The organism is Dokdonia genika, from assembly GCF_042652845.1.
GTDB lineage: Bacteria > Bacteroidota > Bacteroidia > Flavobacteriales > Flavobacteriaceae > Dokdonia > Dokdonia donghaensis.
Window position 1 is genome coordinate 300,626 of record NZ_JBHSHB010000008.1, and the last position, 14,589, is coordinate 315,214.

A 14,589-nucleotide genomic window follows, 5' to 3' on the forward strand; every position below is an offset into this window, starting at 1 on the left:
ATGCTTGAGGATTTTAAGCACCATATCGCACAAGATTTACCATTTCTTCTTGATAGTAAGATACTCGTCACAGTAAGTGGTGGGCTTGATAGTATGCTCTTATTGTTACTGTGTCGTCAGGCAGGCCTTACGATACGTGTAGCACACTGCAATTTTAATTTAAGAGGAGTAGAGAGTGATGGTGATCAAGCTTTTGTGGAAAGCTATTGCAAGCTCCATAACATTCCTATTTACATAAAGAGTTTTGATACTTCCGCTTACGCGAAAATTGAAAAAAAATCAACCCAGATCGCCGCAAGAGAGCTGCGTTATCAGTGGTTTAAAGAACTTTCGGCTACCGAAGGTTTGGATTATATCTTAACTGCCCATCATCTCAATGATGAGTTAGAAACGTTTCTCATAAACTTAGGTCGCGGTACCGGCGTTAAAGGCCTTACTGGCATCCCAGAAATAAACGGACGGGTTGTGAGACCACTGTTGCCTTTTTCGGGAAAGCGTATAAAAGAATATGCATTACAAGAAAAACTAGCGTGGCGTGAGGATAGTAGTAATGCAACAGATAACTACGTGCGCAACCACTTGAGGCATCACGCTATACCGAGTATGGTGGCAGCGCAACCAGCTACTTTGCAGGGTTTACAGACCACTCAGCAACATTTACGTCAAACAGATAAGTTACTAGCAATCTACACAGCGTCTTTAAGGAAAGCGTATGTGACAACACGAGATGGACTACAAGTAATAAACGTACAAGCGCTCAAGAAACACGAGGAGCCACAGGCGGTTTTATACCAGTTATTACAACCTTACAACTTTAAAGCGTGGAGTGATGTTTATGAGCTGCTTGATGCACAATCTGGTAAGCAAATATTTTCTGAAACGCATCGTTTAGTAAAAGATAGAGACGTGCTATTACTTACTGAAAATGCCGTTGCACAACCCACAACTTATACCTGGAAATCTGGTGTGAGTAAGATAGAAGGTGACTTTGGTACATTAAGGCTTGAGACAAGTGATACATTTGAGAGCACCTCAAGAAAGGAGATAGTGGTAGATGCGACAAAGTTGACATTTCCGCTCACGATAAGGAAGTGGGAAAAAGGTGATTTTTTCTATCCTTTTGGGATGAAAGGAAAAAAGAAGTTGAGTAAGTATTTAAAAGATGAAAAGGTATCTTTGATAGCAAAGGAGCACGTATGGCTGCTTTGTAATGATAAAGATATTGTGTGGGTGATAGGTCACAGAGCAGATGACCGTTTTAAGGTAGCTGATGACGCACAAAAAATGATAAAATTTACAACTATATGACGCGTAAAGCATTCATAATATTAAGTTCGCTTATAGTACTTATGGCGACTGCTGTAAGTGCACAAGATTTTAGTTTTGGGATTTCTGAAGTTACTGTAGATCCAGTACAGTGGGCAGGTAGCGTAGAGAAAAAATCTGACACAGAATATATTTTAAACTACGAGGCCACCATAGAAGAGGGATGGTATATTTATGCTCAAAAATCGCCAGCTGGTATTCCGTTTAATTTTGAGTTTTTACAAAAGGATGCAGGAGTTACTCGCGAGAAGTTTGCACAAGAGAGTGAGACAAAGACAGCCTTTGATGAGATTTTTGAAGAAGATGTCATAAAGTATGTAGGGCAGAACCCTGTGCTCTCTATGCCTATTACACTTACAGACAAGAGTATAACCATTGTCAAGTCGGTTATAAACTATCAGGTCTGTAAAGAGGTGTGTATTCCTCAAGACTTTTACATTGCTCACAACTTAAAAACTGGAAAGGCAAAGGTCTTTACAGATTATAACGAGTTTGAAAAATATGGTGCTAGCCCAGCACAAAAGGATAAAGGCGATAGCGATGATGATTATGAAGAGGATGAAAGCACAAGCAACAAAGGGCTCTGGACGGTCTTTTTCTTATCATTTTTAGGAGGTCTGGCAGCATTATTTACACCTTGTGTGTTCCCTATGATCCCTATGACGGTGAGTTACTTTACAAAACAAAGTAAGTCTAGAGCAGCTGGTATACGTAACGCGATTATTTATGGTATCTCTATCATTATTATATATGTGGTGATAGGTCTTACGGTCACGGCAATCTTTGGCGCGACTGCAATTGTTGAGGTGTCTACGAGCGTTACTTTTAATTTAGTATTCTTTGTATTACTTGTAGTGTTTGCTATTTCATTTTTTGGAGCATTTGAGATTATGCTTCCTCAAAAATGGGCAAATAAGATAGATCGTAAAGCAGATAGAGGTGGTTACCTAGGTATCTTTTTTATGGCGCTTGCACTCGCTATTGTTTCTTTTAGCTGTACGGGACCTATAGTAGGTGTCGCTTTAGTACAGTCTATAACAGAGGGTGGTATCACACCTATCATAAGTATGCTAGGTTTCTCTAGTGCGATTGCCTTGCCATTTGCACTATTTGCAATGTTTCCAGGGTGGTTAAATAGTTTACCAAAATCTGGCGGATGGCTCAACACAGTAAAGGTGGTTTTAGGATTTTTAGAACTAGGGCTAGCACTCAAATTCTTATCAAATGCAGATCTTGTAGTAGATGGTAATTACTTGCCTAGAGAAGTATTTTTAGTACTCTTAATTGCGATAATGATAGGCCTTGCCTTGTACTTATTTGGAAAAATTAAACTAGCACACGATACAGAAGTAAAACATATCTCGGTAGGTCGCTTGCTACTAGGTATACTCACAACGGCATTTGTTCTTTATCTCATACCAGGTGTTTGGGGTGCACCACTTAAACTTATAAGCGGCTTCCCGCCACCTATGAATTATAGCGAGTCACCTTATGGTATAGGAGGACAAAACACACTGTCTAACTCTTCTGAGGAGTTTCCAGATAATGCAGAGATAGGCCCTCACGGATTATTATCCTTTACAGATTATGAAGCAGGTATGGCCTATGCACGTCAAGAAAATAAACCTGTTTTACTTGACTTTACAGGTAAGGCGTGTGTAAATTGTCGTCGTATGGAGGAGCTGGTGTGGTCTAAGCCTGAGGTACTTAACTTGCTAAAGAACGATGTTGTACTTATCTCTCTCTATGGAGACTCACAAGAGGAGTTACCAAAAGAGGAGCAAGGCGTGAGTGCTTCTGGTCGTCGTATTAAAACGGTAGGTAATAAGTGGAGCAACTTCCAGATAGAGCGTTATAACATTGTTGCGGCGCCTTATTACGTGATGCTAGATCACGACGAAACACTCCTAAATAAACCTGTTGGGTACACACCTAATGCAAAAAAATATGAAAAGTGGCTAGAAAAAGCCATCATAACTTTTAACAATCAATAAATGAATAACATCTTCAAACTACTATGTGTCGTATGCTTTTTTGCTTTCGCGAAAGCGTCATCTGCACAATCACGAGAAACTATTTTAGACACTACTTATCAGGTTTCTGAGCATTATAATAAACAAGAAGTACGCATCAAAATGAGAGATGGTGTACATCTTCATACTACTATTTACTCGCCAAAGGATACCTCAAAAACGTATCCTATTTTAATGCAGCGCACGCCTTATAGCTCTAAACCTTATGGAGAAGGAAAGATGCGTACGGCGATAGCGCCTAATGCTTATTTAATGCAAGAGGGTAATATTATTGTATATCAAGATGTACGTGGTCGCTGGATGAGTGAGGGTAAGTATGATAATATGCGTGCTTTTATACCTAATAAAACAGGTACTCAGGTAGATGAGGCAAGTGATACTTATGATACTATAGAATGGCTTGTTAATAATGTAGAAAATAATAATGGTAATGTAGGTACTTGGGGAATTTCTTACCCAGGTTTTTATGCAACCTACTCACTCTTGAGTGGACACCCTGCGCTTAAAGCAGCCTCACCACAAGCGTGTATAGGTGATTTCTTTTTTGATGATTTTCACCATAACGGAGCTTACTTGTTAAGTTACTGGAGAGCTACGGCGGTTTTTGGTTATCAAAAAGAGGGGCCTACTACAGAGTCTTGGTATGATTTTCCAAAGCTTGATAGTGATGACCAGTTTGACTTTTTCTTAAAAACAGGTCCTTTATCAAACTTAGATAAATATTATGATGAGACTAATGAGTTCTGGACGCAATTAAAAGAGCACCCTAACTATGATGAGTTCTGGCAATCTAGAGGGCTTATACAGCACCTAGAAAATATAGAGCCAGCCGTAATGGTTGTAGGAGGACTATATGATGCCGAAGATTTATACGGACCTTGGGAGACGTACAAAAACATCGAGAAACGTAGTAATAATTATAATACGGTTGTTTTTGGACCTTGGAGTCACGGAGACTGGGCACGTAACAAAAAGAGACAGGCTGTAGGTAATGTTTATTTTGGCGACAATATTTCAGACTATTTTCAAAGAGATATTGAGACAAAATTCTTTAATCACTTCTTAAAAGGAGGTAATAAAGGTGGAGCAACAGGATTACCAGAAGCACACGTTTTTGACTCAGGAAGTAAAGAATGGAAGTCTTTTGAGCAATGGCCACCTAAAAAAGCGATGAAAGCTTCTTTCTTTTTAGGAAAAGAGAATGCACTTACGGGAAGTCCTTCTACAAAATATGATGCAGAAAAGTTTGTAAGTGATCCAGCAAACCCAGTACCATATGCAGAGGGTAAAAAGATGGTATTTACACCACGTAAATATATGTCTGACGATCAAAGATTTGCTGCGGCTCGTGAGGACGTACTTGTTTATGAAACGCCTGTGCTAGAAGATGATCTTACACTTGTGGGTGATATAATGGCAAAGCTTAATGTAGCTACCACCGGAACATCTGCAGACTGGATTGTAAAAATTATAGATGTATATCCAGATGATGTCCCTAACACAGAAGAAACAGAAGAAGGAGTAGAGATGGCTGGTTACCACCAGATGGTACGTAGCGAGGTAATGCGTGGTCGTTTTAGAAAAAGCTTTGAGCGTCCTCAACCATTTGTAGCCGGAGAAAAAGATGAGGTTTTTATTAAGTTACAAGATGTGCTTCACACTTTTAAAAAGGGACACAAATTACAGGTGCAGATACAGAGTACTTGGTTTCCGCTTATTGATTTGAATCCTCAGACGTATGTAGATAATATCTTTGAAGCAAAGGAAGAAGATTTTACTAAGCAAACACACTCAGTATTCCATAATTCTAAGATTGAGTTTAGTATTTTAGTGGAATAGTATAGACGAGTTATTACATAAAAAAAGGTCTGAGATATAATATATCTCAGACCTTTTTTTATGTATTAATAATTTACTTGTAAAAAAGAAAAACACCCCTGCTAAGCAGGGATGCCTTTCACCCCTAAATTTATGATTGCTAAATAAATAGCTCCCAAACCTTAATGTCTTAAGGTGGGCCAAATATAGCTTTGTTTTTTTTAAAATAAAATGTTAATAAGTTAATTTTTAACTTGTAAAAAAGAAAAACACCCTTGCAAAGCAAGGATGCCTTTCACCCCTAAATTTGTAAGTTTAAATCTTCATTGTGACCTAAGCAATAAGACAAATGAAACGCAAACTCTAAAAAAACTTACTATAACAAATCGTAGTTTTAATTTATAGTAAATGTAATATGCTATACATTCTCAAAGTAGGGGTGTTTGCCCCTATATGTATGACTAGGCCTAAAAATTTGTTATTTTAGGAATTATAAAATAAATTTCAAGTAAAGTAAAAGCTATCCCTGTAGTATTATACTTGTATAATTTGAGTTTTATTAATGTAACGAAGAAATTTCCTTACTCGTATTGCTTCATTAGAAATACTCAGCCTTTAATGTTAAGAAGCTTGTGGATATGGATGAGAAAGACATTTCCGCAAGCAAGCAGTATTTGCTAGTTAATGGTAAGGAATAGCTGTATCCCAGATTAATATTATAATCACGATAAGGAGATAGTGCTTTAAGCTTTCAATCTACTTTCCTATATTTAAGCAAATTATAAAGCTAATGCTCACAAAAGTTTATGGAAGCGCCGTTTTTGGTGTGGATGCTACAACTATTACAATCGAAGTAAATGTAGATAAAGGTGTAGGATACCATCTAGTAGGACTTCCAGATAATGCTATAAAAGAAAGTAGCTATCGTATTGCCGCAGCACTTCAAAATAACGGCTATAAAATACCAGGAAAAAAACTTATTCTTAATATGTCACCGGCAGACCTTCGCAAAGAGGGATCTGCATATGATCTATCACTCGCAATAGGAATTCTCATCGCAACAGAGCAAATAAAAGGTGACGAGGTAGATAAGTATGTGATAATGGGAGAGCTATCTCTAGATGGCGGACTACAACCTATAAAAGGAGCATTACCTATCGCAATAAAAGCCCGTGAAGAGGGCTTTAAAGGATTTATACTTCCAGCGCAGAATGCAAAAGAAGCAGCCATAGTAGATGGTCTTGAGGTTTATGGAGTAGAGAACATAAGCGAGGTGATACAATTTTTTGATAAAGATGTACCCCTTGAAGCAACCGTAATAGATACCCGTGCCGAATTTTATAAAAGTCTAGAGCATCCAGAATTTGACTTTGCAGATGTAAAAGGCCAAGAGTCTATAAAACGTTGTATGGAAATCGCTGCTGCTGGCGGTCATAACATTATTCTTATAGGCCCTCCAGGATCTGGTAAAACAATGTTGAGTAAGCGATTACCCAGTATTTTACCGCCTATGTCATTGCGAGAAGCGCTGGAGACTACAAAAATACATTCGGTAGTAGGTAGGGTAAAAGATAATCAAGGTTTAATGAGCGAGCGACCTTTTAGAAGTCCGCATCATACTATATCTGATGTTGCGTTAGTGGGAGGCGGGGCTTACCCACAGCCTGGTGAGATATCGCTTTCTCATAATGGTGTTTTATTTTTGGATGAATTGCCAGAGTTTAAAAGGTCTGTTCTTGAAGTGATGAGACAGCCGCTAGAAGATCGTGAAGTAACGATATCAAGAGCACGATTTACGGTTACATATCCATCTAGTTTTATGCTTGTGGCAAGTATGAACCCTAGCCCAGGAGGTTATTTTAATGATCCAGACGCACCGGTAACAAGCAGTCCTGCAGAGATGCAACGATATTTGAGTAAAATATCTGGACCATTATTAGACCGTATTGATATTCATATTGAAGTGACACCAGTTCCTTTTGAAAAACTGAGTGATGAGACTAAGGCAGAGTCTAGTGCAGATATACGTAAACGTGTGACAGCTGCGAGAGAGTTGCAGGTAGACCGCTTTCGCGAAAGCGAGAAAACAAACTATAACGCACAGATGAATGTGAAGCAAATACGTAAATATTGTGCACTAGATGACGCATCTAAAGATTTACTTAAAACGGCTATGGAGCGATTAAATCTTTCTGCACGAGCATATGATCGTATTTTAAAAGTTGCAAGAACGATTGCAGATCTTGAAGCTTCAAAAGTCGTAACGGGTACTCATATATCTGAGGCAATACAATACAGAAGTTTAGATAGAGAAGGCTGGTTAGGATAGTTTTAACAAACGTTAAAATCGAAAAATAAGCTTTTTATCGATAAAATATGTAATTTTGTCGATATTTTTTTGATTTGTCTGATTTGTAAATAAATCAGATGTAAAGTCAAAATTTAAAAGTAATTTGACCTAAACTTGCCCCCTATGTTTCAAAAAATAAATAACCAGAATCTTGATAAGACCTCTAATGAGTCTCAGCAAAGTTTAGAAAAATATTTGAATCATTTAAAAGGTTTCTTTTTTGATTTAAATTATAATCACATTACTAAGGAGTTCAATTTTCCTTATGTAAGCCATAATGCTATGGAGCTTTATGACTTAAATGTTCCCGATCTTTTCAAAGATGGTAGATCTGCCTATGTAAGTATACATCCAGAAGATCAAAAATTACTTGTTTCAAAAGGAAGAAAGTCTTTTGAAGAATTAACTCCACTTAAACTTGAGTGTAGATATACTCTCAAATCTGGTAGAAGTGGCTGGGTGAAAATTCTTGCAACACCTGAGCGTTCTTCTGAGTTTAGCACAAACTGGATAGGTCACGTATCTGATATCACAGATGTAAAGGCTACAGAAGAGGAGTATGCTATAATGAAGGAGCGTTATGAGCTTGCAATCAAAGGTTCAGATTTAGGGTTATGGGATTGGGATATTGAAAAAGGGAGTGTATTTTATTCTGACAAGTCATTGAGTCTTTTAGAAAAAACTCGTGAGAGTATAGATCCTCACGAAGATACCTGGAACAATCAAGTTCACCCTGATGACAAGGAGATGTATTATAAAGATATAGAAGATCACTTTAAAGGTGAGGTTCCTTATTATTTTAATGAGCATCGAGTATTTACTACTAGTGGCAGTTATAAATGGATACAAGATAGAGGTAAGGTAGTAAAGTGGGATGATTCTGGTAACCCGATGCGAGTTATAGGAACACATACCGATGTTACAGAGTCAAAGCATAGGGAGCAACTTATTTTAGAAAAAAATAAGCTTATAGAAAGTCATAATAGTAGGCTCAAAAATTTTGCGCTTATTGTCTCTCATAACTTAATTACCCACGCCGGCAACCTTAAGAATATATTGCAGCTTATGGATATGGCAGAGTCACAAGAGGAGAAAATTGAGCTCTCTAACTATCTTAATGATGTTTCTGCTGGCTTGAGCAATACAATAAGCAATCTGAACGAGATTGCAACGTCAAATAGAAATCTTGAAGAGACTCCAAAACTTCTTTTTTTAAATGATTATGTAAACGATGCATTAAATAACCTTAAAACCCAAATTAAGGAGAAGGATGTAGTTGTTGTAAATGATATTCCAGACGATATACAGATTAATTATAATGCAGCTTATCTTGAGAGTATCTTATTTAATTTGATCTCAAATGCTATAAAGTACAGTGATAAAGAAAGACAGTCTAAAGTCTTCATATCTGCAGAGATTACCTCAGCAAGTGATATTACATTATCTGTAATGGATAATGGAGTAGGTATAGATCTAGAGAAATATGGAGACAAACTCTTCGGGATGTACAAGACTTTTCATCAGAATGAGGACGCTCAAGGTCTGGGACTTTTTATGACAAAGAATCAAATAGAAGATATGGGTGACCAGATTTCTGTAGATAGTAAAAAGGACGAGGGTACGATATTTAGAGTGCATTTTATTAATAAACTCCCATAGTTCATTATCTTGACGCAGTATATATATATACTGCAAATAATGAAAATTAAAAGAAAGACAATATCAGGCCCAGGAGTGCTTGTTGCTGCTGCATTTATTGGTCCTGGTACCGTAACCGTTTGTACCATAACTGGAGCAACATATGGATTTACACTTTTATGGGCTATGCTTCTCTCAATTATTGCTACCATCATACTACAGGAGATGGCTGCGCGTATAGGTCTTGTAACTGGTAAAGGACTAGCAGGAGTAATAAGAGAAACAATTTCTAATAAAACATTTAAAGCTTTTGCCATAGGGCTTATGTTATCTGCTATAACACTGGGTAATGCTGCTTATGAAGCAGGAAACCTTAGTGGTGGAGTTTTAGGTATTGAAGCTCTAGGAATTTCAGGAGGGTTTACTGTAGGTAACTTAACCTTTAATGCTTGGAGTATCTCACTTGGTATACTTGCTGCTATTATTTTATTTATAGGTAATTATAAGGTGCTAGAAAAAATACTCGTAACGCTTGTAATTATTATGAGTTTGGCTTTTTTAATCACAGCTGTGATGACTAAGCCAGATGTAATAGCACTTTTAAAAGGAAGTTTTACTCCTTCATTTCCAAAGGGGAGTTTATTAACTATTGTTGCTTTAATAGGTACTACTGTAGTGCCTTATAATTTATTTTTACACGCTTCTCTTGTGTCAGAAAAGTGGAGTGGTAAAGAAGCAATACCTGCTGCTCGTAGAGATACTATTGTGGCAGTAGTTTTAGGAGGGCTGGTGAGTATGGCTATTATAGTTTGTGCAGCTGCTATACAAGCAGGAGAGGTAAGAAATGCTGGTGATCTTGCAAGAAGTTTAGAGCCCCTGTTTGGCGATTATGCAAGATATTTTATAGGTTTGGGATTAGGAGCTGCAGGGTTAACCTCTGCAATTACAGCACCTCTTGCCGCAGCATATGTTGTGCAAGGTTGTATGGGGTGGGAGTCTAATCTTAAGGCTACCAGATTTAGAGTAATATGGATCTCTATATTGGTGCTGGGGGTCTTCTTTTCGTCTGTAGGCTATAGCCCAGTTGAGATTATACAATTTGCCCAAGTGGCAAATGGAGTATTATTACCAGTAATTGCTGCATATTTAATTTGGATAGTAAATAAACGTTCGGTGATGGGGCGTGATACAAATTCTCTTGTACAGAATGTTATTTCTGTCATTATCTGGTGTGTGGTTTTTATGCTAGGAGCTCGCACAATTCTGAAAGTTTTTGGTATACTATGAAAACGATAGACATAAATAGTGATGTAGGAGAGGGAGTAGGTAATGAGGCTCTTTTAATGCCCTTATTAAGCTCTTGTAATATAGCCTGCGGTGGTCACGCTGGTGATGAGGATATAATGAGAGAGGTGCTCGCTTTCGCGAAAGCGTATAATGTAAAAATAGGTGCACATCCCAGTTATCCAGACAAGGAAAATTTTGGTAGATCTATAATGGAAATCTCAGATAAGGTACTTAAAGAATCTATAATTGATCAGATTTCAAAACTCAAACATCTTGCCGAAGAAAATGGCCAGCATTTACATCACGTAAAACCGCACGGGGCATTGTATAATCAAGCAGCAATAGACAAAAGGGTAGCAATGCTCATCATTGAAGCGATACGTAGTGTAGATGAAAATCTCGCAATTTATGTGCCTTATAAATCTGTAATTGCAAAACTTGCAAAACCCTATTTAACCACCATTATTGAAGGCTTTGCAGACAGATCATACCATCAAGATTATACCCTTGTGTCACGCACACACGCAGAGGGGGTCTTAAATAATGCTCAAGATGTGGTTGCTCACGTTTTACCTATGATTATGAAAGATAATTTGATATCACTAGAGGGTCACATATTACCCTTTAAAGTTGATACAATATGTGTACACGGTGATACAGAAAATGCCATAGACATAGTGCGTGCACTTCGCTCGCAACTACACTCAGAAGGGATACAAATCGTATAAGTGATGTATAACTTTACCATATCAAGACTAGGAGAATATGCTATGTTAATACAAGTAGCAGAAAAACCTTCACAAGATTTATTACAATGGCTTGTATGTAAAAAAGAACAACTACAATCCTTACCAGCGGTTGAGGTTGTGTTTACCTATAATGAGATATTGGTAAAGTTTCTTTTACCTTTAGAAGGTCCATATGACACCGTTAGAGCTAGTGTAGAAGAAATATTAGAGTCATCTATAGAGAGTATAGGCGTTAATGGAGTATTACATAAAGTGCCGGTGTGTTACAATACTCAAGTAGCTCCAGATCTTGAAGAATATGCATCACAAGTAAACCTTAGAGTAGACCAAGTTGTAGCCTTACATACATCACCAGTATATCCAGTATATTTTATAGGTTTTTTACCAGGATTCCCATATTTAGATGGGCTTGATAGTAAACTTCATTTAGAAAGAAAGGCTACACCATCACAATTTATACAACCGGGTAGTGTGGCTATAGGTGGTGCACAAACGGGTATTTACCCTCAACGAAGTCCTGGAGGGTGGCACGTAATAGGAAGTACGCCGGTTCAATTATTTGATATTAATAAAAACCCGCAATCACTTTTTAAAGCTGGAGACTCCATAAAGTTTTATGCAATCACACTAGAAGAGTATAAAGTTTATGAACGCTAGAGTAGAGATAATTAATAAAGGTTTCTTTACGACTGTGCAAGATGGTGGTCGTACTGGCTATGCTGCTATGGGGGTGCCAGAAAGTGGAGCTATGGATAGGCACTCTTTTTTTCAGGCAAATGCACTTCTTAACAATACTAAAGATGCAGCGATGCTAGAATGCACGCTAGTAGGGCCTACTATAAAGTATTATCAAGACACATATTTTGTAATTACAGGTGCTCACGTTAAAGCTACGCTCGAAGGGAAGCCTGTAAAAATAGGTGTACCAACTCTCGCACGTGCGTCACAAACTCTCATTACCTCAAAAATAAGCCAGGGAACTAGGTGCTATATAGCCTTTGGCGGTGGTATAGAATCTGCAATCACTCTTAATAGTAAGAGTTGGTATACACCCATAACTCCTAATAATCATATTAGAAATGGGGATACATTCTCGTTGGGTATTAGTACGTATGATATTTCAAAAGGGGCGCATATAAAATATAAATATGCATATGCCAGTGCGGATAGGGTCCACACCATTAAAGCGTATAAGGGGCCAGAGTATACATTACTGGATTACAACCAGCAGCAACTCTTACACCAGCCATTTACCGTTTCAAAACTCTGGAACAGAATGGCCATCCAGCTCCAAGAGCCAGTGTATAATAAACTAGAGGGCATAATGACGAGTCCTGTAATTCCAGGAACAGTGCAACTCACTCCCTCAGGTAAAATAATAGTATTAATGCGTGATTGCCAGACTACAGGAGGGTATCCTCGTATTCTTCAGATTGCACAACCTAGCATTGATACTCTTGCACAGCTACAACAAGACGATACTGTTTTATTGTCCGTTACTTGATTGACGATGTTCCATAACGATATCGCTTAGTATTTGTACAGCATCACCTGTACCTAGCATTTCTTCTAGTTTTAAAGCTTCCTCCTTCAGCGCTTTATGCTTGAGCATTGTGGCCCATAGATTATTAATATAATCTGCATAATCCTGATCTTCGTTCCAGTGCGTGAGTTGTAATCTTCTACTACGTGCATAAAGCTTTTGTAAATTTAATTTGCAAAAGGTCAATGTTGATTGCATAATAAGAGGTCTAGCACTTTTTAAACGTTCTGTTTTTGACGGTCTACCCATAATACTGTGATTATAAGGGGGAAGTTAAACATACGTAAAGATAGCAGGAAGGGGGGCATTTCGCTAGGGGTAAATGCCCCATTTTTATAGCTTTACAGCCAGTTCATAAATTTTTTAAGAAGGCTCAATTTACCCTTATATGGAGCATATCTTATTGGCACATCGAGCCAGGTGCCTCTTTTTACCACAGACTTTGCGTGGCTAAATGTGTAGAAGCTCTTCTCACCGTGATAGCTACCTATACCAGAGTGTCCCACACCACCAAAGGCGAGCTTGTCATTTATAAAATGAATAAGTGTATCATTCATAGCACCGCCTCCATAAGAAAAAGTTGTGTTAAACCAATTCTTAAAAGAACGCTTTCGCGAAAAAACGTACGCACTCAGCGGTTTTTTCATAGCGTTGATAACTAGCGCGATATCTTCCTTTTTATCATAAGTAAGTACTGGAAGTATAGGGCCAAAGATTTCATCTTGCATTACAGTATCTGTTACAGACACATCATTAAGTACAGTAGGAGCAATATATAGGTCGTTTTTATCTGTTTGCCCACCTTTATAAATAGTTGCACTCTCAAGCATCTCAGAGAGTCTTTCAAAATTTTTCTCATTGATTATGCGAGCAAAATCTTTCGAAATCTTTGGGTCTGCTCCATAAGCCTTAGTAATTTCTATATCTATAGCCTTGAGTAAGGCATCTTTAACAGAGGAGTGCACAAGTATATAATCTGGAGCAATACAGGTTTGTCCTGCATTTACAAATTTACCCCATACAATCCGTCTTGCTGTTTGTTGTATACGTGCTGTCTCATCTACTACACAAGGACTTTTACCACCTAGTTCTAGGGTAACTGGTGTAAGATGTTCTGCGGCTGCTTTATAAATTATTTTTCCTACGGGTACACTACCAGTAAAGAATATGTAATCCCAGCGTTGTTTAAGAAGTTCTTGCGCCACTTCTTTATCACCTTGTACAATGTGTACATAAGCCGGATCAAACACTTCGGTGATTATTTTTTCTAAGAGATTTGCGGTGTTAGGGGTAAGTTCGCTAGGTTTTAAGACCACTGTATTTCCTGCAGCAATAGCGCCTATCATAGGCCCTACGGCAAGTTGAAAGGGATAGTTCCAAGGGGCAATGATTAATGCAGTACCATAGGGCTCATAATGTACGGCGGCACTAGAGGGGAAATTAAGTAAAGAAGCCTTTACTTTTTTTGGCATCTGCCATTTCCAGATTTCCTTTATGGCGAGATTTATTTCTTTAATGACAACACTTATCTCGGTAGCAACTGTTTCAAATGCTGGTTTTTTAAAATCGGCTGCCAGTGCATCTATGATATCTTGTTCGTGATTTTTTATGCTTTCGCGAAAGCGTACTAAAGCAGCTTTTCTATAAGCGATATCCTTAGTTTGACCCGTTGCAAAAAAGGCACGCTGATTTTCAAGAATGGATGGAATTTTCAAAATATGTGTGTTTTCTATAAAAATAAGCTGTTTTTACGGCATCTCTTCTTCATTGACAAAGTTTTAGGAATTTTTATGGTACGTGATAAATAAGATTACAGCACATAACTCAGATTATGAAATATTTAAA

11 protein-coding genes are annotated in these 14,589 nt (G+C 37.8%); 9 read left to right on the plus strand and 2 right to left on the minus strand.

The annotated features are described in order from the left end of the window. The 9 genes from tilS to ACFO5T_RS05370 all read left to right on the plus strand — a co-directional run bounded on the left by tilS (position 1) and on the right by ACFO5T_RS05370 (position 12,705). A complete protein-coding gene (gene tilS / locus ACFO5T_RS05330) occupies positions 1 to 1,308 on the plus strand; it encodes a tRNA lysidine(34) synthetase TilS (RefSeq protein ID WP_380032602.1) in 1,308 nt (435 codons plus the stop codon). Further along, the gene (locus ACFO5T_RS05335) at positions 1,305 to 3,320 is read left to right on the plus strand and encodes a protein-disulfide reductase DsbD family protein (RefSeq protein ID WP_380032604.1); all 2,016 of its coding nucleotides are present in this window, start codon (positions 1,305 to 1,307) and stop codon (positions 3,318 to 3,320) included. Before tilS ends, ACFO5T_RS05335 begins: the two co-directional genes overlap by 4 nt. Further along, the gene (locus ACFO5T_RS05340) at positions 3,321 to 5,198 is read left to right on the plus strand and encodes a CocE/NonD family hydrolase (protein WP_380032606.1); all 1,878 of its coding nucleotides are present in this window, start codon (positions 3,321 to 3,323) and stop codon (positions 5,196 to 5,198) included. 769 nt (positions 5,199 to 5,967) lie between these two features. Next, on the plus strand, positions 5,968 to 7,506 hold the full coding sequence (locus tag ACFO5T_RS05345) for a YifB family Mg chelatase-like AAA ATPase (protein WP_375252260.1): 1,539 nt from the start codon (positions 5,968 to 5,970) through the stop codon (positions 7,504 to 7,506). Positions 7,507 to 7,650: 144 nt separating this feature from the next. Beyond that, positions 7,651 to 9,186 carry a PAS domain-containing protein gene (locus ACFO5T_RS05350; protein WP_380032609.1) on the plus strand — a complete coding sequence of 512 codons (1,536 nt, stop codon included), beginning with the start codon at positions 7,651 to 7,653 and terminating at the stop codon, positions 9,184 to 9,186. 39 nt (positions 9,187 to 9,225) lie between these two features. Further along, the gene (locus tag ACFO5T_RS05355) at positions 9,226 to 10,452 is read left to right on the plus strand and encodes an Nramp family divalent metal transporter (protein WP_375252263.1); all 1,227 of its coding nucleotides are present in this window, start codon (positions 9,226 to 9,228) and stop codon (positions 10,450 to 10,452) included. Next, on the plus strand, positions 10,449 to 11,180 hold the full coding sequence (gene pxpA, locus ACFO5T_RS05360; protein WP_380032611.1) for a 5-oxoprolinase subunit PxpA: 732 nt from the start codon (positions 10,449 to 10,451) through the stop codon (positions 11,178 to 11,180). The genes ACFO5T_RS05355 and pxpA overlap by 4 nt, the downstream gene beginning before the upstream one ends. A gap of 3 nt (positions 11,181 to 11,183) precedes the next feature. Next, on the plus strand, positions 11,184 to 11,858 hold the full coding sequence (gene pxpB / locus ACFO5T_RS05365; protein ID WP_380032978.1) for a 5-oxoprolinase subunit PxpB: 675 nt from the start codon (positions 11,184 to 11,186) through the stop codon (positions 11,856 to 11,858). Beyond that, positions 11,848 to 12,705 (plus strand): 5-oxoprolinase subunit C family protein, encoded by an 858-nt coding sequence (locus ACFO5T_RS05370; protein WP_380032613.1) that lies wholly within the window; start codon positions 11,848 to 11,850, stop codon positions 12,703 to 12,705. Before pxpB ends, ACFO5T_RS05370 begins: the two co-directional genes overlap by 11 nt. Here the strand turns inward: ACFO5T_RS05370 and ACFO5T_RS05375 are convergent. Beyond that, positions 12,688 to 12,942: a hypothetical protein gene (locus tag ACFO5T_RS05375; RefSeq protein ID WP_148305631.1), complete on the minus strand. Its 255-nt coding sequence runs from the start codon at positions 12,940 to 12,942 to the stop codon at positions 12,688 to 12,690. The genes ACFO5T_RS05370 and ACFO5T_RS05375 overlap by 18 nt on opposite strands. 143 nt (positions 12,943 to 13,085) lie before the next feature. Continuing rightward, positions 13,086 to 14,459, minus strand: coding sequence for an aldehyde dehydrogenase (locus tag ACFO5T_RS05380; RefSeq protein ID WP_380032616.1), 1,374 nt, complete (start codon positions 14,457 to 14,459; stop codon positions 13,086 to 13,088). Positions 14,460 to 14,589 lie beyond the last annotated feature (130 nt).